Source organism: Luteibacter sp. P1_D3, assembly GCF_056406135.1.
In genome coordinates this window covers 20546-38311 of the sequence record NZ_JBFUAT010000019.1, presented here as the reverse complement: position 1 = coordinate 38311, position 17766 = coordinate 20546, and the positions used below count along the sequence as shown (strand labels likewise).

Sequence of the window (17766 nt, the reverse complement as noted above, 5' to 3'; positions counted from 1 at the left end):
TGCCAGATGATCGGGCCAGCTTGAACGCTCAGCGTGGAGATCAGTCGCGTACGTGACGCGTTAAGAGTGAAGTACAAAACAAGTTCACAAGCCGCGATCGTCATCATCGGAAACATGAGATCAGCTCCCGCGTACCACTGAAGCGCGCATGAGATAAGCACGTAGGAGCTCAAGCCGTGCGAAAACCTTCCTGGCGTGCGTCCGCCGTTTCCTCTCATTCGGCGAAAGTCGCGGGGACTCATACTCTCATCCATGCAGAACGTCCTTTTAAGCGTGCGGCATGGTAGAGGACGCGCATTCGGCAAACAACAAGAGCTTGCCGGGTCATCTCGTGGTATTTAGTGCCAATGCCACACACGCCTCCACCCAGCATCCAAGCCGCCCTCGCCGCTCTGGCTGGGCGTGAATGTCGAGGAGCGGCGCGGGCCCTGGCTGACGTGAAGGACCGGCATCGCGGCATCCACGAAGCTCGTAAGTCCCTACGCCGACTCAAGAGCCTTCTGACGCTCGGCGCGGAACCCTTCGCCGCACAGCTGCCTGCCCTTACCGCACGCATCGGCAAGCTCGCGGTGGGCCTCTCCCCCTTGCGCGATGCCCATGTGGCATTGCATACCGCCCAGGTGCTTGCCGGTCCAGGCCCGTCGCCCGAGTGGCAGGCAGCCATCCATGCCCTGGAGAACCGTCGGGACGGCCGCCTCGCGGCCGCGCTAGCGAAGGACCCGCGCTTCCTCAAACGCCGCCATCAGATCCGCGACCTCGGCGACGCCATCGAAGTCCTGCCCTGGAAAGCTGTTACCCGACGCACGATCGAACAGGCGATAGCCACCTCGGAGCGACGGGTGGCGAGGGCCGAAAAACGGGTACGCAAGGACAGCTCGGTAGCCAACTTGCACCGCTGGCGCCGACGCGCCAGGCGACTGCGCATGCAGCTGGAATTCTGGCGCAAGGTGTTGAAGGCAACGGGCAAGTCGGCGCACAAGCGCAGCGCGCACGACAAGGCAGCCGTGCATGGCATGTCACGGATCTCCGATGCGCTTGGCGCTAAGCAGGACCTGAGGGCCCTCCGCGCCACCTTGCGCTCGCTCAAGGCGCCGCTCGCGCTGGATCCCCTGCTCGAACGCATCGCCCACGAGCTCAAGGCGCACCGAAAGATCCGCTGATCGTGGCTACGATGCTCTAAGCTCGCTGGATGACCAACCTCTCCCCGGCCGCATCGACGGCCCTGATCGACGTACGCACGGCCGCCCAGGCCATGAAACAGGCCGCCACGGACACCGCGACGGTGGCCGACGAACTGCGCCGTTACCAGAAGTTCGCCAAGCCCGGCCAGCCTTCGCCGCATCTGGTGCAGGTTCGCCAGAGCCAGGCGCGCGTGCGCCAGGCCAGCAACCAGGCAAAACAGGCCTTCCTCACCGCCTCGACGCGGTTCGTCCGCGAGGCTGCGCTCAAGGTTCCGACGAAACTTTCGCTCGAGGCCTATGTCACGGCATGGCTGGCGGCGAACCCGGAGGCCTGAGGCCTTCGCTCCAGGCGCTACAACCTCTCCTTAGGGCTTGTTGCCGCTGAGCGCCTGGATCACTTCCGGGTGCGATTTCCGCAGGTCGAGATCACCCGCGAGTTTCTCGCCATGCGTCGCGAGGAACTTGCAGCCGTCGAGCGGCGTCGAGCCCGCATTCTCCCTCGCCGCGCTGTCCTGCAACGCCTGCCGCACGTCCGGCTCCGACGAGGCGATGGTTGGCTGCAACTTGGCCAACACCTTCGCTTCGGAGAGGCCATGCGCCTGCAGGACGGACAACGCCTTGGCGTAGGCACCCGCGTTTTCGTTGACGAAGGTCGTCACGAAGGTGCCCACGTCGACCGCCTGCTTGTCGCAGACCTGCTTATAGGCAAGGCGATTGAAGGTGTAGAAGGACACGAAGTTCTTCGCCGCCTCGAATTGGGGATCGCTGGGCACCTGGGCGGCGGGCGCGCCCTTGGTCGGGGCGGGCGCCGGTGCCGCGCTCTGTGCCATCGCCGTGGTGGCGGCAACGGTCGCGAAAACACCCAGGGCGATCATCTTCAAACGGGACAGCATGCGTTCTTGCTCCTGGCCGGATCGGGTCCCGGCATCTCTTAACGGTGACATATCCCATGAGTCGCGCCTACCCGGGAGGTGAAACCGGTGGCTTTCGTTGTCATGAGAGACATCCGGACGAGACAAGACATTTTTTCGCGCCTGCCGCGATGCATCAAGCCGCTTTGGCGACTTCCCGGCGTTGTCGGCGGGAATGGCGCCCTAGGGCGTTGCAGCGCCGCATTGTCTGTTAAATCAGCCTTCACGTCCGGCGTCACACTTCGCCAAATGGCAAATAGACAACGTTGTCATCGAGGACTAAATCAACGCCACCAACCCAAGGCAGGAGGCGTTCGATGTTCACGAAGACGACAAAGGTTCGGTCCCATGCGCTGCTCGGCGGCTGCTCCGGCACACTCGGTGTAGCGGTCGCGCTGGCTCTTTCCGCCGCTGTACCGGTGCAGACGGCGCACGCCGCTGGCGCATGTGCCGCGGCATGGAATGCCGGCTCGGTTTATACGGGCGGCAGCACGGCCAGCGAGAACGGGGTGAATTACCTCGCCAACTGGTGGACCCAGGGCGACGACCCGGCGACGCATAGCGGCGCGAGTGGCTCGGGCCAGCCGTGGACATCGCAGGGCTCCTGTACGGGCGGCACCACGCCACCCCCGGTCGACCCGCCGCCGACCAATCCGCCGCCGGCCGCTGGCGACCTGCTGTTCAGTCCCTACAAGGACATCACGATCAACCTCGACTGGAACACCAACATCATGTCGACGTTGGTCACCGGTACGCGTATTCCGGTGGTCGGCAGTGGCAGCCTCGTCTCGACCCAGGTGCCCAACCTCGGCGCGATCACCCTCGCCTTCGCGACCGGTGAATGCGGCAGCGAGAACTGGGGCGGCCTGCCTGCCGCGTCCTTCGCCAGTGCGAACATCAGCCGTCTGAACAGCGCCGGCATCAACTACGTGGTCTCGACCGGCGGGCAGGCCGGCAGCTTCACCTGCGGCAGCAACGCCGGCATGGCGAAGTTCATTTCGACGTACATGAGCCCACACATGGTCGGCGTCGACTTCGATATCGAAGCGGGCCAGACACCGGCGCAGATCAACTCGCTGATCGCCGGCGCCGTTGCTGCGCAGAGCCAGTATCCGAACCTGCGCTTCTCGTTCACCCTGGCCACGCTCGCCGCGTCGGACGGTAGCTATGGTGGCGTCAACACTACCGGTGACATGGTGGTCCGCGCCGTCAAGGCGTCCGCGCTGGTCAATTACACGATCAACCTGATGGCCATGGATTATGGCTCCGGAGCGAGCGCGGGTATCTGCGTGGTCAGTAATGGCACCTGCGACATGGGTCAGTCCGCGATCCAGTCCGTGACCAATCTTCAGCACACCTACGGCATTCCGCTGAGCAAGATCGAGATCACGCCGATGATTGGGGTGAACGATGCCTCGAGCGAGATCGTCAGCCTGGCCAACGTCGACAAGATCGCGGCCTACGCGTCGACCAACAAGCTCGCCGGCGTGCACTTCTGGTCGCTCGATCGCGACACGCCGTGTGCGGGCGGCTCGGCTTCGCCGACCTGCAATTCCGTGCCCAGCACCACGCCGCTGCAGTACACCAAGCGCTTCCTGAGCGATCTCGGTCGCTGATAGCAACCCGGCCAGCCCTCATGGCCAGCGCGTGTGCCCCTGGATCCCACTACGGAACCAGGGGCACCTTTGTTTCAGGCCCGGCCGTCCATGTCCGAAGTGTTCGGACATCGCAGCGGCTTCTTTCTTCTCGCCCCGGACACACGTTTGGGGGCGTGGCGGCCACGTGCCGCCCGCCTTCTCTTCTGTCCGAGGTTCCTTCATGTCACGCATTGTCCAGTTCGAAAGCTACGGCGCTCCCGACGTTCTCCAGTTCCGCGAGGTCGAGGTTGGCGCACCCGGGCCGCGCGAGGTCCGCATCCAGGTACGCGCGATCGGCCTGAATCGCGCCGAATCCATGTGGCGCAAGGGCAGCTACGTGGAAGAGGTTCGCCTGCCTGCGCGCCTGGGCTACGAAGTCGCCGGCATCGTCGACGCGGTTGGTTCCGAAGTGACTCACGTCAAACCCGGTGACGCGGTCACCACCATCCCCTCGTTCTCTCAGAACGACTACGGTCTCTATGGCGAGGTCGTGCTCGCACCCGCGCATGCCGTGGTGGCGATTCCCGCCGGCCTTTCCTTCGAAGAAGCCACGGCCATCTGGAACCCGTACATCACGCCGTACGGTGCGTTCGCCGAGCGCCATCCGTTGACGACGAGCGATGTCGTACTCGTGTCGTCCGCATCGAGCAGCGTCGGCCTCGGTGCGATCGAGATGATCAACATGCTGGGCGCCACGCCCATCGCGCTCACCCGCAGCAGCGCGAAACGCGACGCGCTGCTTGCCGCTGGTGCGAAGCATGTCATCGCGACCGAGGAACAGGATCTCGTCGCCGAGGTGAAGCGCCTCACCGACGGCAAAGGCGCGACGTTCGCTTTCGAAGCCGTGGGTGGCTCGCAGTTCCCCACCTTGCTCGCCGCGCTCGCGCACGGTGCGACGGTCTTTGTCTACGGCGCCTTGAGCGATGAGGTCACGCCCCTGCCCCTGCTCGACATCATTCCGAACGAGCCGGTGATCCGCGGCTACAACCTGTTCGGCACCACGACCGACCCGGAGCGCCAGGCGCGCGCCGTGGCCTTCATCAGCGAGGGACTGGCCAGCGGCAAACTCAAGCCGCGCATTGCGCAAAATTTCGCCTTCGACGACATCGTCGAGGCTCACCGCACGTTGGAAAAAAACGAGCACGTCGGCCGCATTGTCGTCACCGTGTGACGAGCTGAAACCACGCTTTTCCGCGTCCGCTGCATCCGGACGCGGAAAAGCTGCGTATGACTTGATACCCCAATCACGGGGATCGAGGATTCGCCATGACCAGCCGCACGCTTTCCCGCACGCTGCACATCGCTCTTGCCCTTACCGCTGCCCTTGGCGCGGTGGACGTCGCCTTCGCCGACGACGCCATGGCCATGCAGAAGTCCGTCATGGTCGGCGGCGCCGCGATGTATCCCACCAAGAACATCGTCCAGAACGCGGTCAACTCGAAGGATCACACCACCCTCGTCGCCGCAGTGAAAGCGGCCGGCCTGGTCGACACGCTCTCGGGCCCGGGTCCGTTCACCGTCTTTGCGCCGACCAACGAAGCGTTCAACGCCCTCCCGGCAGGCACCGTCGACACGCTGGTCAAACCCGAGAACAAGGCCACCCTGACCAAGATCCTCACCTATCACGTGGTGTCGGGTCGTTACACCGCGTCCGATCTCATGACCCTGGTGAGCAAGGGCAACGGCAAGGCCAGCCTGACGACGGTCGAAGGCGAGCCGCTCACGGTCAGCCAGTCAGGCAAGACGCTCGATGTGACCGATGCCAAGGGCGGCGTCGCGCACGTCACCATCGGCGACGTGATGCAGTCGAACGGCGTGATCTATGTCGTCGATAAGGTCCTGATGCCGTAATTCCCTTCGAATCGGTGGAAGGGTTCGGCTCGGACACGCCTGCTGGCTGTCCGGGCCGGCTCTGCCCCTAGGCGACTGCTGCAATCTCGATCATAATACGAGCGATTCTCATTTCTATTCGCCTTTGATCGAGGCTTCCATGCCCAGGACCACCATGCACACCGCCCTTCCGGCTCGTCGCCGTCTGACCCTTTCCATCCGCGCCGCCGTGCTGGGAACCCTCCTGATCGCCGGTGCGGCCCACGCCGCCGACGAGAACGAAGATACGCAGCGCAGGCCCCAGGACAACACGACCACGTTGTCCGACGTGCAGGTCAGGGCCGACGTCGCGGCGCCTACGGCGGCGTACGCCGGTGGCCAGGTGGCCCAGGGTGGCCGCTTTGGTGTCCTCGGTAACCAGGACATGATGAACGTGCCGTTCGCCATGACCAGCTATACCGACAAGCTCATCCGCGACCAGCAGGCCCATACCCTGGGTGACGTCGTCGCCAACGATCCGGCCGTGCGCACGGGCTTCGGTTACGGCAACTACTCGCAGACCTTCGTGATCCGCGGGTTCCAGCTGTATAGCGACGACATCGGCTTCGACGGCCTCTATGGCCTGCTTCCCCGCCAATTGCTCGCTCCCGAGCTGGTCAGCCGCGTTGAAGTGTTCAAGGGCGCGAGCGCCTTCCTCAACGGCGTCTCGCCGGGCGGATCCGGTATCGGTGGCAGCATCAACATCGCGCCCAAGCGCGCGACGGTCGACCCGATCACCCGCGTCGGCGTGGACTACGGCAGTGACGGCCAGATCGGGGCCACGGCGGATATCGGGCGCCGCTTCGGTACGAACGACGAGTTCGGCGTGCGGGTCAACGCGGTGTCACGAAACGGCGGTACCGCGATCGACGGCGAGAACCATCGCGTCAACGCCCTCGCCATCGGCTTCGACTACACGGGCGATCGGCTGCGCGTCACGACCGATCTCGGCTATCAGAAGCAGACCATCAATGGGGGTCGCTCGACCGTCTTCGTCGGCAGCGTCGTTCCGAAGGCGCCTTCGGCAAAGACCAACTACGCCCAGTCGTGGTCCGGCTCCCAGCTGGAAGACACCTTCGGCGTCGTCCGCGCGGAATACGACATCACGGACTGGTTGACGGGCTACGTAGCCGCCGGTGCGCACCATGGCAACGAGTTCGGCGACTACGTCAGCCCCACGGTCAGCAATGCGGCGGGTGACGCGACCGAGTCGCGCTTTACCGTGCCTTATGTGGCGAACACGGCCACGGGCGAAGCCGGTTTCAATGCGAAGTTCAACACGGGCGACGTCACGCACCGCGTCACGGTCGGCTTCTCCGCGCTCAACACCCGGAAGAAGGTTGCCTATGAGTACTCGGGCACCTTCGCCACGAACATCTACGATCCCATCGACGTGTCGCGCCCCGAGTACATCGGCGATTCCGGCGCGCCCGACATCACCGGACGCACCATCACACGAAGCCTGTCCGTGTCCGACACGCTGGGCTTCATGGACGACAAGCTCCAGGTGACGGCAGGCGTTCGTCGCCAGAAGATGCACGTCATTGGCTACGACTACACCAATCAGGGCGGCGCAAAGAACGCCGAGTACGAGCAGTACACCAACAGCCCGATCTTCGGCGTGAACTACCGGATCAACGAACAGTTCTCGGTGTACGCCAACCATATCGAAGCGCTCACCCAAGGCGATACCGCGCCGATCAAGTTCGGCGACGCCGTGTTGACCAACGCCGGCAAGGTGTTTTCGCCGTTCAAGTCGAAGCAGAACGAAGTGGGCGTGAAGTGGGATGCGGGCGCGTTCGGCAGCACCTTCGGCCTGTACCAGATCAAGCAGCCGAGTGGCTATGTCGACACGACCACGAACACCTACGTCGTCGCCGGCGAGCAGCGTAACCGTGGTGCCGAGTGGAGCTTCTTCGGTGAACCGACCCAGGGCGTTCGCGTGCTCGGCGGTRCCAACTACATCCAGCCGGAGCTGACCAAGACCGACGGTGGCACCAACAACGGCAACGACGCCATCGGCGTGCCGCGCTTCCAGGCCAACCTCGGCGCGGAATGGGACATCCCGAACACGCCGGACATCACGCTCAGCGCCCGCGCCGTTCGTACGGGCAAGCAGTACGTCAACGTGACCAACACGCTGGACATCCCGGCCTGGACGACGTTCGATGTCGGTGCCCGCGCCTCCAGCACGCTGGACGGCGTCCCGGTGACCTTCCGCCTCACCGTGCACAACATCACCAACAAGGGCTACTGGGCAGCTGCGTCAACGGGTAGCTACCTGACCCAGGGCACGCCGCGGACGTTCCTGGTCTCGGCCTCGTTCGACTTCTGATCGAACGCGTTCGATCGAAGGTAGGAGCCGATTCATCGGCGATCCCGCGGCAGCGGGCCGGGGTGCTGCGAGCACCCAATCGCCGATGAATCGGCTCCTACATTGAGTAACGGTTACCTTGCGGCGTGGATTTCCGCGAGGTAGCCGCCGGGGAACTGCAGCATCGCGGCGTGGCGGTCACCTTCGTCGTGTGCCGGCACCACGATCTGCGCGCCGGATTGCATGGCACGCGCCAGCGCCGCCGTGAGATCGTCCACCTCGTAGCCGGTCACCTCGCGACCATACGGCCAGACGAGGTGCCCATCGGTGACCAGCACGGTCGCCTTGCCGTAACCGGACTCGATCCGGATCCGGCGATAGGTGCCCGACGTACCGCCCAGCTCCGTCAGCGAAGCCTTCGCATCGTCGGACACGACCTTGCCGTGGGCGAAGCGCGTGAATGCCTGGACGAACTTCGCCGCGCTGGCCGCGGGCAGGTAGATGCGATTCTCCGGTACATGACGCAGCGGTTCGTAGCTCGGCGTCTTCGTGTGCCAGTAGAGCTGCATGTTCACCCCGCCCGGCCAGCTGATCACGGCATCACGGCCGATCGGATCGTCGAACGCAGCCACCACGGTGGCCGCACCCGCCTGTTCCGCCGCCTTGATCGCGGCGTCGAGGTCCGTCACCAGGTAGCCCGTGCGCTCGAGGCCGAAGGGATACGGCACCGGGGTGCGGAAGCCGAAGACGGACACCGCGCCCGACGGACTCTGCACCACCTGGGTCGAGGTGCTCGACGGCGTCGGCGTCACGGTAGCGACGCCCTGCTTCGTCGACTGGCCTTCGAACGTGGCGGCGAAACTGCGAACGAAGGCATCGACGTCCTGTGGCGCCAGGTAAACGTGCGTGGTGTCGTACTGCGGCCCCGCGGAGAAATCCGGCGTGGTAGCGGCGAGCACTGAAGTCGGTGCGGCAACGACGAGTGCGATACCGAGAAACAAGGAACGGAAGCGCATGGACATTTTCCTGCAGGGTAAGAGGGATGAAACCCTGCGCGATCAACGCAGGAAGCCGCGCTCCATGGCCAGTGCGATGGCATGCGCACGGTTGCTTGCGCGGAGTTTGCCCATCGCGTTCGAGAGGTACTCCTTGACCGTCTCGGCGGACAAGCCGAGGCGTGCGGCGATCTGCTTGTTTTCCAGGCCCAGGGCCACGCCACGCAATACATCGAGCTCGCGTTCGGAGAGTGCCTGGTCGCCATAGTGCTCGGTCAGGTCCTGCGCCACCTCGGTCGCAATGCGCTGCTGGCCGGCATGCACCGCGTGGATGGTTCCGACGAGGTCGTCCACCAGCGAGGTCTTCAGCAGATACCCGTTGGCGCCAGCTGCCAGCGCCCGGCGCGCGTTGCCATCGCCACCGTACGTCGTCAGCACGATGACGCGAGCCGCTGGCGTATGCGCGCGGATGAGGGCGATGACGCGCGTGCCTTCCATATCGGGCAGTTGCAGATCGACGAGGGCCACGTCGGGCAGCAGCCGGCGCCAGGCTTCGATGCCTTCGTGGCCCGTGCCCGCCTGGCCGACGACGTCGAACCCGGGGCTGTCGTCGAGAATCGCTGCGACGCCCGCGCGGAACAACGGGTGGTCGTCGACGATGAGGACGCGGATAGGCTCGGGGGTCATGGATCGAGCTTACCGGTAGAGACCGCGCTCTGTGTCGGAGCTGTGCTCTGTGTCGGAGCTGTGCTCTGTGTGGGAGCCGCTTCAGCGGCGATGGGTGTTGCGGCGGGCTGGCCCGCTGGCGCGGGATCGCCGATGAATCGGCTCCTACATTGTTGGCGGAAGGCGTGGGGGGTAACGTTCGTGGCGGTCTTGAAGGCGCGGGTGAAATGGGCCTGGTCGTTGAAGCCGCAGCTGATCGCGATTTCCGCGATCGGTCCGTCGGTCGTCCGCAACAAGGTCCGTGCGTGGTCGAGCCGGTGGCCGTGGCGCCAGCGGTGCGGACTGACACCGAAGGTGGCATTGAAGGCGCGTGTGAAATAACCACGCGACAGCCGGCATGCGGCAGCGAGTTCCCTGATCGACAAGGCCGCGTCGAGGTTGGCCAGCGCCATCTCGTGGACCACGCGGATCTGCCAGGCGGCGAGCCCACTGGGCACCACGTCGGCAGACACCGGCACCGCGTTGGTGTGAATCTGCAGGGCCAGCACGATGTAGCGCGCGCACGCGTCGCGATCCGGCGCATCGGTCGCGTCGATCTGCTGCAGTGCCTTCCGCAGCAGGCCACGAACGCGCTCGGCGGTGGGATGCGGGACCCGGCGCGTGAGGACCGGCGCCGGGATCTGGGCGAAGTTCATGGCGTGGCTCGCAACGGGAGACGACCCGGATGCTAGACAGCGCCACGCAGGCGGTGACCCCCTGTTTGGGGGGTCTCAGTGCGTCGCCGGCACGCGATGCAACAAACGCGACACCAGCGCGATCGCGGCGAGGCCGCCACCGAGGACGCACACGCCCGTCCAGCCAGCACGTCGCCACACTTCGGCAGCCGCGAACGAGCCTGTCGCACCGCCGAGGAACATCGTGGTCATGAACAGGGTATTGAGCCGGCTCTTGAACTCGGGGTGCAGGCCGTAGACCACATGCTGGTGGGAAACGAGCGCGATCTGCACGCCGAAGTCGAGCAGGATGACGCCGACGATCAACCCGGCGAGCGTCGGCCACAGCGCGAAGACCACCCAGGCCAGTACCGTCGCCAGCGCGCCGGCCGCGATCACCCGCCACGGCCCTCGACGATCGGCGACGCGCCCGGCCAGCGGTGCCATGGCCACGCCAACCGCCCCGACGACGCCGAAAAGACCCGCCGAGGCGGCGCCCAGATTCAGCGGTGGCTGTTCGAGACGCAGTGCCAACACCGTCCAGAACGCCGAGAAGGACGCGAAGATCACCGCCTGGGTCAGCGCCGCACGGCGCAGCAGAGGCTCGCGGCGCCACAGGGCGACCAGCGACGACATCAGTTCGCCGTAGCTCACCCGACGCGTGGGATGGTGCTCGGGGAGGCGCATGCGCATCAGCACGGCGCCCATCAAGGCGATGGGTACGCCCAGCCAGAACATCGCGCGCCACCCTGCCGCACTGGCGACGAAGCCCGCCACCGTGCGACTGAGCAGGATGCCGGTGAGCAGGCCGCTCATGACCGTGCCAACGGCCGCGCCACGCTTCGACGGCTCGGCGAGGATGGCGGCGAACGGCACGATCTGCTGTGCGGCGGTGGCCATCGCGCCGACCAGCACCGAGGCGACCGCGAGCGTGGCCAGGCCGGGCGAGAGCGCGGCCGCCGCCATGGCGATGGCCAGCACGACGAACTGCACGACGATGAGGCGGCGCCGTTCCAGCGCATCGCCCAAGGGAACGAGAAACAGCAGGCCAGCGGCATAGCCCAGCTGGGTAAGCGTCGGGATCCAGCGCTCCACGGCGCCGTCGTGCAGATCGCGCGACATGATCCCGAGCATCGGCTGGTTGTAGTAGATGTTTGCAACGGCCAGGCCGGTAGCGAGGGCCATGGCGTAAAGCGTGCCGCGAGTCAGGACTCGCGACGGGGTGGGATTGTCCATCGTGTTGCGGCTCCGGGGTTTTGCGGACTGTGCCGCACGGAGCGACCTGGGGCTTGAAGGATACGCACGTTGGGCCGTTCCGGCGACGTGGATCGCCGATGAATCGGCTCCTACAGGAGTAGCGTGGCGTCGTTTGTGGTGGCCGGGTTATTTGTCGGCGACGGTCCAGACGAGGGGGAGGTGCAGGTCGTCGCAGCCCTTCTTGCAGACGAAGGTGCCGTGTTCGCCGGCCAGGGTCAGACGTCGGCCGCCGCTCAGTGTCAGGTCCAACGTGCCGTCCCAACCGCTGGGAGCGTGCGACAGGTCTTTCTTGTCCAGCGTAAAAGGCTGCGAATACGCCTTCGGCCCCCAGTGCCAGCTCACCGTTCCCCGCTGGCCTTCCAGGACGATGTCGGCGCCGTCGGCGGACTTGCCCGAGAGATGGAAGTCGTCACCCATGCAGCCTGCAAGGAGGACGACGATGGGGGAAACGAGCCGCAGGAGACGAAGCTTCACAGGCATTCCTTGTGCAAGGTCGCAGGATCATCGGCCGGCGACCTGCAAAGTTAAGTGAGCCTGCCGAATCGGCGCGACGATCGGTCGCGCCCGCGGTGGCCGATTTGACCAATCCAGCGGCTCCGGGACTTGGGACACTAGGGGCCGGCTCCCACGCACGGACTCTCGAGTGAACGTATCCGACACGGCGCTTCTCCTTGCCCGGTGGCAGTTCGCCTTCACCGTGTCCTTTCACATTATCTTCCCGGCGATCAGCATCGGGCTGGCCAGCTTCCTCGCCGTGCTGGAGGGCCTGTGGCTGAAGACCGGCAAGGTCGTCTACAAGGAACTGTTCTTCTTCTGGTCGAAGATCTTTGCCGTGGGCTTCGGCATGGGTGTCGTCTCCGGCGTGGTCATGAGCTACGAGTTCGGCACGAACTGGTCGGGTTTCTCCGCGTTCGCCGGGTCGGTCACCGGCCCCCTGCTCGCTTTTGAAGTAATGACCGCGTTCTTCCTCGAGGCCGGCTTCCTCGGCATCATGCTGTTCGGCTGGACGCGGGTCGGCCCAAAGGCGCATTTCTTCGCCACGCTGATGGTGGCCACCGGAACGCTCATCTCGACCTTCTGGATCCTTTCCTCCAATAGCTGGATGCAGACCCCACAGGGTTATGAAGTGGTCGGCGGACGGATCGTCCCGGTCGACTGGCTGAAGATCGTCTTCAACCCTTCTTTCCCTTACCGGCTCGTGCACATGGCGCTGGCGGCCTTCATCGTCGCCGCGATGCTCGTCGGCGCCTGCGCGGCGTGGCATCTGCTGCGTGGCCGACGCGATGCCGGTATCCGCAAGTCGTTCTCCATGGCACTGTGGATGATGCTCGTCGTCGTGCCGATCCAGATCGCCGCGGGCGACGCGCACGGCCTCAACACGCGCGAACACCAGCCGGCGAAAATCGCCGCCATTGAAGGTCTCTGGGAGACCGAACACGGCGGTACCTCGCTCAACCTCGTCGGCTGGCCCGACATGGAGAACGAGACCACGCATTACGCCATCAAGGTGCCCCACCTGGGCAGTCTCATCCTCACGCACACCTGGGACGGCGAGATCCAGGGGCTGAAATCCTTCCCCCGCGAAGACCGGCCCAATTCGACGATCGTCTTCTGGAGCTTCCGGATCATGGTCGGCATGGGCCTGCTGATGCTCCTGCTCGCCGTGCTCGGCCTGCTGTTGAGGCGCAACGCGCGACTCTACGAAGCGCGATGGTTCCAGCGCTTCGCCCTGCTCATGGGTCCGAGTGGATTGATCGCCCTGCTGGCCGGCTGGATCACTACCGAAGCCGGTCGCCAGCCGTGGGTCGTCTACGGCGTGATGCGCACCCGCGACGCGGTGTCGAAGGCGTTGACCGTGGACCAGGTCGGCACCTCGCTGATGATCTTCATCATGGTGTACTTCCTGGTCTTCGGCACCGGCATCTACTACATGCTCAAGCTGATGGCCAAGGGTCCGAACCTGCCGCGCGACGAAGCCGAAGGTTCGTCCTCTGGCGACACGGGCCTGGGTCGCGATCGCTTCGACCATCGTCCGCTGTCTCGTCCCACCGATCCCATCGACGAGTAACCACGCCATGAATATCGACTTGCCCATGATCTGGGCGGCCATCATCGGCTTCGGCGTCTTCCTCTACGTCATGCTCGACGGATTCGATCTCGGCATCGGCCTGATCTTCCCGTTCTTCGACCGCGAAGGCGAGCGCGAGGTCATGCTCAACACCGTGGCCCCGGTGTGGGACGGCAACGAAACCTGGATGGTCCTGGGCGGCGCCTGCCTGTACGCCGTGTTTCCCGTCGCCTATTCCGTCCTGCTCCCTGCGACCTACCTGCCCATCATCGCCATGCTCTGCGGCCTGATTTTCCGCGGGGTGGCCTTCGAGATCCGGGCGAAGGCACGGCGTACACAACACCTCTGGGACCTCGCCTTCATCGCCGGGTCGGGCGTGGCCACGTTCGCCCAGGGCGTGATCCTCGGCAGCCTGCTGCAGGGCATCGACGTGCGCGACGGCAAGTTCGTCGGCGGTCCCTTCGACTGGTTCTCGCCGTTCAACCTGTTCACCGGCATCGGCCTTCTGCTGACCTACGCGACGCTGGGCTGCGGCTGGCTGTTGATGAAGACCGAGGGCGAACTGCAACGGCGGATGGCCGTGCTGATGCGGCCCCTCACACTGTGCCTTGCCGCGACGGTGGCGATCGTCAGCGTCTGGACCCTGCTCGGCCAGCCCAGTGTGGCCGCACGCTGGCTGAGCATGCCCAACCTGCTGTTCTTCCTGCCGGTGCCCTTGCTGGTCCTTGCCTGTGTGATCGGCATCCTCGTCACTGTAAAGCGCGGCGCGGAGCGACTGCCCTTCCTGCTCACCCTGGCCATCGTTTTCCTTGGCTACAGCGGCCTGCTGATCAGCATCTTTCCCAACATCATTCCGCCCTCGCTCGATATCTGGGCCGCCTCCGCGCCGCGCTCGAGCCAGGTGTTCACTCTGGTCGGCGCGGCTATCGTCATTCCCATCATCCTGACCTACACCGTCCTCGCGTACTGGGTGTTTCGCGGGAAAGTGCGGCCGGGGGACGAGGGCTACCACTGATGGCGAAGCGTTCGCGTCTGCGGCAGGCCGCCTGGTTCCTGGCGCTTTATCTGGGAGGCGTCGCCGCGGTAGCGTGTGTCGCAGGGCTTTTCCGCTTGCTGGTACCGCACTGAGCATCGCCTTGTGGGCCATTTCACAGTTTGATGACGCCTGCGGCCGCGCGCCCGCTGTATCCTTCTCCCGGGCCGAATCAGAGACTTACGACGTGCACCGCCAGGAAACCGATAGCCTCACCATGGGTGACATCATTTTCGACGCCGTGGCCATGAACGAGGCCGCGGTGGCGGGCGATCTTGACGAAAGCCGTTTCCGCGCACGCCGCATCGCGTCGCTCGCCGCACCCGAAGGCTTCGACGGGATCGCCGAAGCCGCCTATCAACTCAGCCGCTTGCTCGGTCCACCCGGCAGCGAGCCGCAGCCGGGTTACGGTGCGGCCATGGTAGCCATCTCCAACGAGATCGACCTGGTGTTCGGCGACGCCTGAATCCTCGTGCCCGGCCTAACGGGCCGGACAGGTATCCCGACTGTTATCCGCAATGCCGGTAATCAGCCAGCGCCCGTCGATGCGCACGAGGTTCACGGCATCGGTGCCGCAGTGCTTCACCTGCCCGTTGACCAGGAAGTCGTACGGCGCCCATACGATGGCGATGTCACCATCGATGCGAACCAGCGGATCGTAGATCCGCTCCTCGATGCGATCCTTCGCCGGCTTCATGTGGTCGGCAAACTCACCGAGCGTCATGCGCACCACTTTGCCCTTGCGCAGCAAGGCCACGCTGCCCTCCGGCTGCACCGTGGCGCGTATGGCGGCGCTGTCGTATTTCGCCATGCCATCGAAGAAGGCCTGGACGGGCACGAGCACGGCGCGTTCATCCGTATCGGCGGCTGACGAGGGCATGGCCGTCGCCAGACCGAGGACGGTCATGGCGACGGCAGCGAGGGACCTTGCTTTCATGGGCGACCCTTGGCGTGGTGGTGGGAGCTCACGCTAGCGTACGCACTTTCGCCTCCCGCGCGAACTGCCGGGTCGACGCGAGTTTGACGAAGGCCTCGGCGTCCGACGCCTTGACTACGCCCGCGTCGGCGTCCAGTCCCGCCTTGGCAAACAGCGCGCGGCCGCCGTCATCCAGGGCAAGCGCCTTCAGGTGACCGAAGGCATCGCGAACGAAGTCGATCGCGGCGGCTTCCTTCGTCAAGGCAGCGGCACCCTCCGTCGAAAGCAGGACGGCAACCGCATCGAAGTTGATGGACGGCGTACCGGCCAGCTGTCCGTCGGCGACGAGTAGCTGGCCGCCGGCAAGCTTTGCCCCGCCCACCTTGGGGGCAACGATCTTTACGGTCGCGCCGGCCGCTTCAACGGCCTTGCGCAATTTCGCCACCGCGGCGCCATCCGAGCCGTCGTTGACCAGTATGCCAACGACGCGACCCTGCAGGGTCGCCTTCATCTTGCCGATGATCTGCAAAGCCGGGGACGGCTTCATCGGCACGACCGGCGCGGCCGCTTTCGGCGCCTTGGGCAAGGGCGACATGGCCAGCCCGGCGGCGACACGTTTCGCCAGATCCTCATCGACATGAAGCAGATGGCCGACGATCGCTTCGCGTACGTGCACCGCATCCACCTTCGACAGCTCGAAGACGAAGGCCGAGGCGATATGCGCCTGCTCGAAGGCCGTCTGGCTGGTGAAGAACAGCCGCGCCTGGCTGTAGTGGTCGGCGAAGGTATCGGCACGCACGCGCTCGCGCGTGCCCTCTTCCTGCACGGCCGCGCTTCGGAATCCGCGCGCCGGGTCCTCCCGCGGGGAGTCCGCCTGCAACGAACTGGGCTCGTAGGCGACGCGGCCCTTGGGGACCTGCGTCTGCATGTGGCCATCACGCTGCTGGTTGGCGAACGGGCACTTCGGCGCATTGATCGGGAGCTGATGGAAATTGGGCGAGCCCAGGCGCGACAGCTGCGTGTCCAGATACGAGAACAGACGCCCCTGGAGCAAGGGATCGTTGCTGAAATCGATGCCGGGGACGAGATGCGAGGGACAGAACGCGACCTGCTCCGTTTCGGCAAAGAAATTGTCCGGCCAGCGATCGAGCACCATCCGGCCGACGATCTTCAGCGGAATGAGTTCTTCCGGAATGAGCTTGGTCGAATCGAGGTGGTCGAACGGGAACGTCGCTGCCTGTGCCTCGGTAAAGAGCTGCACGCCGAGCTCCCATTCGGGGAAGTTGCCCGCCTGGATCGCCTCGAAAAGGTCACGACGGTGAAAGTCCGGATCGGCACCGGCCAGCTTCACCGCCTCGTCCCACACGGTCGACTGCAGGCCGAGCTTCGGACGCCAGTGAAACTTCACGAAGGTCGACTTACCCTTCGCATTCAGCAGGCGGAACGAATGAATGCCAAAACCTTCCATCATGCGCAGCGAGCGCGGGATGGTGCGATCCGACATCGCCCACTGGATCATGTGCATCGATTCGGGGGTGAGCGAGATGAAATCCCAGAACGTGTCGTGCGCACTCGCGGCTTGCGGGAACCCGCGATCGGGCTCCATCTTCACCGCGTGGATCAGGTCGGGAAACTTGATCGCATCCTGGATGAAGAACACCGGGATGTTGTTGCCGACCAAGTCCCAGTTACCCTCCTTCGTATAGAGCTTCACGGCGAAGCCGCGCACGTCGCGCGGGGTGTCGACCGAGCCCGAGCCGCCGGCGACCGTCGAGAACCGCGTGAACAAGGGCGTGCGTTCACCGACCTCGGTCAGGACACGCGCCGTGGTGTACTCCGCCAGGGATGCCGTCAGCTCGAAGAAACCATGCGCCGCCGAGCCCCGCGCATGGACGATGCGCTCGGGAATCCGCTCGTGGTCGAAGTGGGTGATCTTCTCGCGGAGGATGAAGTCCTCGAGCAGCGTCGGGCCGCGCGCGTGGGCTTTCAGCGAATTCTGGTTGTCGCCGACGACCAGGCCCTGGTTGGTCGTCAGCGGCGCGTGCTCGCCGCCCGCCGTCTGGTGGAGTTCATCGCCCTGCCCACGCCGGTCTTTGGCAACGGCAGCTTTCGGCGCGGCAGTATCTGCCGCCGTCGGGGATTTCTTGGCCATGGCACACCTCAGCTAGGTTGAACGCCGAAGATGCACCATGTGCCGTCAAAGCAG

At 65.1% G+C, this 17766-nt stretch carries 17 protein-coding genes; 9 read left to right on the top strand and 8 right to left on the bottom strand.

Going from position 1 to position 17766, the window contains the following annotated elements:
- Nucleotides 1–437: 437 nt before the first annotated feature.
- Nucleotides 438–1160 (top strand): CHAD domain-containing protein, encoded by a 723-nt coding sequence (locus AC1DYM_RS13300; RefSeq protein ID WP_477339032.1) that lies wholly within the window; start codon nucleotides 438–440, stop codon nucleotides 1158–1160.
- A gap of 29 nt (nucleotides 1161–1189) precedes the next feature.
- Nucleotides 1190–1516, top strand: coding sequence for a hypothetical protein (locus AC1DYM_RS13295; protein WP_477339030.1), 327 nt, complete (start codon nucleotides 1190–1192; stop codon nucleotides 1514–1516).
- Between the two features lie 30 nt (nucleotides 1517–1546).
- Here AC1DYM_RS13295 and AC1DYM_RS13290 read toward each other — a convergent pair whose 3' ends face one another.
- Complete coding sequence (locus AC1DYM_RS13290) at nucleotides 1547–2074, bottom strand: hypothetical protein (RefSeq protein WP_477339028.1); 528 nt, start codon at nucleotides 2072–2074, stop codon at nucleotides 1547–1549.
- A gap of 335 nt (nucleotides 2075–2409) precedes the next feature.
- On the opposite strand from AC1DYM_RS13290, the gene AC1DYM_RS13285 reads away from it, so the two are divergent.
- The 4 genes from AC1DYM_RS13285 (at nucleotide 2410) to AC1DYM_RS13270 (ending at nucleotide 7933) form a co-directional block, all read left to right on the top strand.
- A complete protein-coding gene (locus tag AC1DYM_RS13285; protein WP_477339027.1) occupies nucleotides 2410–3708 on the top strand; it encodes a carbohydrate-binding protein in 1299 nt (432 codons plus the stop codon).
- Between the two features lie 202 nt (nucleotides 3709–3910).
- Nucleotides 3911–4900 carry a zinc-dependent alcohol dehydrogenase family protein gene (locus AC1DYM_RS13280; protein ID WP_477339025.1) on the top strand — a complete coding sequence of 330 codons (990 nt, stop codon included), beginning with the start codon at nucleotides 3911–3913 and terminating at the stop codon, nucleotides 4898–4900.
- A gap of 95 nt (nucleotides 4901–4995) precedes the next feature.
- Nucleotides 4996–5580 carry a fasciclin domain-containing protein gene (locus tag AC1DYM_RS13275; protein WP_477339023.1) on the top strand — a complete coding sequence of 195 codons (585 nt, stop codon included), beginning with the start codon at nucleotides 4996–4998 and terminating at the stop codon, nucleotides 5578–5580.
- A 139-nt stretch (nucleotides 5581–5719) separates the two neighbouring features.
- Nucleotides 5720–7933 (top strand): TonB-dependent receptor, encoded by a 2214-nt coding sequence (locus AC1DYM_RS13270; RefSeq protein ID WP_477339021.1) that lies wholly within the window; start codon nucleotides 5720–5722, stop codon nucleotides 7931–7933.
- 113 nt (nucleotides 7934–8046) lie between these two features.
- On the opposite strand, the gene AC1DYM_RS13265 is transcribed toward AC1DYM_RS13270, so the two are convergent.
- The 5 genes from AC1DYM_RS13265 to AC1DYM_RS13245 form a co-directional block, all read right to left on the bottom strand.
- Complete coding sequence (locus AC1DYM_RS13265; protein WP_477339019.1) at nucleotides 8047–8928, bottom strand: glyoxalase; 882 nt, start codon at nucleotides 8926–8928, stop codon at nucleotides 8047–8049.
- Between the two features lie 42 nt (nucleotides 8929–8970).
- Complete coding sequence (locus AC1DYM_RS13260; protein WP_477339017.1) at nucleotides 8971–9594, bottom strand: response regulator transcription factor; 624 nt, start codon at nucleotides 9592–9594, stop codon at nucleotides 8971–8973.
- The gene (locus AC1DYM_RS13255; RefSeq protein WP_477339016.1) at nucleotides 9591–10268 is read right to left on the bottom strand and encodes a helix-turn-helix domain-containing protein; all 678 of its coding nucleotides are present in this window, start codon (nucleotides 10266–10268) and stop codon (nucleotides 9591–9593) included. Before AC1DYM_RS13255 ends, AC1DYM_RS13260 begins: the two co-directional genes overlap by 4 nt.
- Nucleotides 10269–10343: 75 nt before the next feature.
- A complete protein-coding gene (locus AC1DYM_RS13250; protein WP_477339015.1) occupies nucleotides 10344–11522 on the bottom strand; it encodes an MFS transporter in 1179 nt (392 codons plus the stop codon).
- Between the two features lie 147 nt (nucleotides 11523–11669).
- Entirely contained in the window at nucleotides 11670–12017 is a 348-nt protein-coding gene (locus tag AC1DYM_RS13245; RefSeq protein ID WP_477339013.1) for a hypothetical protein, read from the bottom strand.
- 169 nt (nucleotides 12018–12186) lie between these two features.
- On the opposite strand from AC1DYM_RS13245, the gene AC1DYM_RS13240 reads away from it, so the two are divergent.
- From AC1DYM_RS13240 to AC1DYM_RS13230, 3 genes are all read left to right on the top strand, one after another.
- Nucleotides 12187–13611 carry a cytochrome ubiquinol oxidase subunit I gene (locus tag AC1DYM_RS13240; RefSeq protein WP_477339011.1) on the top strand — a complete coding sequence of 475 codons (1425 nt, stop codon included), beginning with the start codon at nucleotides 12187–12189 and terminating at the stop codon, nucleotides 13609–13611.
- A gap of 7 nt (nucleotides 13612–13618) precedes the next feature.
- Nucleotides 13619–14626 (top strand): cytochrome d ubiquinol oxidase subunit II, encoded by a 1008-nt coding sequence (gene cydB, locus AC1DYM_RS13235; protein WP_477339009.1) that lies wholly within the window; start codon nucleotides 13619–13621, stop codon nucleotides 14624–14626.
- Between the two features lie 121 nt (nucleotides 14627–14747).
- The gene (locus AC1DYM_RS13230) at nucleotides 14748–15110 is read left to right on the top strand and encodes a hypothetical protein (protein ID WP_477339007.1); all 363 of its coding nucleotides are present in this window, start codon (nucleotides 14748–14750) and stop codon (nucleotides 15108–15110) included.
- A gap of 15 nt (nucleotides 15111–15125) precedes the next feature.
- On the opposite strand, the gene AC1DYM_RS13225 is transcribed toward AC1DYM_RS13230, so the two are convergent.
- Both AC1DYM_RS13225 and AC1DYM_RS13220 read right to left on the bottom strand, forming a co-directional pair.
- On the bottom strand, nucleotides 15126–15581 hold the full coding sequence (locus AC1DYM_RS13225) for a nuclear transport factor 2 family protein (RefSeq protein WP_477339005.1): 456 nt from the start codon (nucleotides 15579–15581) through the stop codon (nucleotides 15126–15128).
- Nucleotides 15582–15609: 28 nt separating this feature from the next.
- Nucleotides 15610–17712 carry a catalase gene (locus AC1DYM_RS13220; protein ID WP_477339003.1) on the bottom strand — a complete coding sequence of 701 codons (2103 nt, stop codon included), beginning with the start codon at nucleotides 17710–17712 and terminating at the stop codon, nucleotides 15610–15612.
- Nucleotides 17713–17766 lie beyond the last annotated feature (54 nt).

Coding starts and splice junctions, on each gene's coding strand:
- AC1DYM_RS13295 (WP_477339030.1), top strand. CDS start 1,190: ATGACCAACCTCTCCCCGGCCGCATCGACGGCCCTGATCGACGTACGC.
- AC1DYM_RS13290 (WP_477339028.1), bottom strand. CDS start 2,074: ATGCTGTCCCGTTTGAAGATGATCGCCCTGGGTGTTTTCGCGACCGTT.
- AC1DYM_RS13285 (WP_477339027.1), top strand. CDS start 2,410: ATGTTCACGAAGACGACAAAGGTTCGGTCCCATGCGCTGCTCGGCGGC.
- AC1DYM_RS13280 (WP_477339025.1), top strand. CDS start 3,911: ATGTCACGCATTGTCCAGTTCGAAAGCTACGGCGCTCCCGACGTTCTC.
- AC1DYM_RS13275 (WP_477339023.1), top strand. CDS start 4,996: ATGACCAGCCGCACGCTTTCCCGCACGCTGCACATCGCTCTTGCCCTT.
- AC1DYM_RS13265 (WP_477339019.1), bottom strand. CDS start 8,928: ATGCGCTTCCGTTCCTTGTTTCTCGGTATCGCACTCGTCGTTGCCGCA.
- AC1DYM_RS13260 (WP_477339017.1), bottom strand. CDS start 9,594: ATGACCCCCGAGCCTATCCGCGTCCTCATCGTCGACGACCACCCGTTG.
- AC1DYM_RS13255 (WP_477339016.1), bottom strand. CDS start 10,268: ATGAACTTCGCCCAGATCCCGGCGCCGGTCCTCACGCGCCGGGTCCCG.
- AC1DYM_RS13250 (WP_477339015.1), bottom strand. CDS start 11,522: ATGGACAATCCCACCCCGTCGCGAGTCCTGACTCGCGGCACGCTTTAC.
- cydB (WP_477339009.1), top strand. CDS start 13,619: ATGAATATCGACTTGCCCATGATCTGGGCGGCCATCATCGGCTTCGGC.
- AC1DYM_RS13225 (WP_477339005.1), bottom strand. CDS start 15,581: ATGAAAGCAAGGTCCCTCGCTGCCGTCGCCATGACCGTCCTCGGTCTG.
- AC1DYM_RS13220 (WP_477339003.1), bottom strand. CDS start 17,712: ATGGCCAAGAAATCCCCGACGGCGGCAGATACTGCCGCGCCGAAAGCT.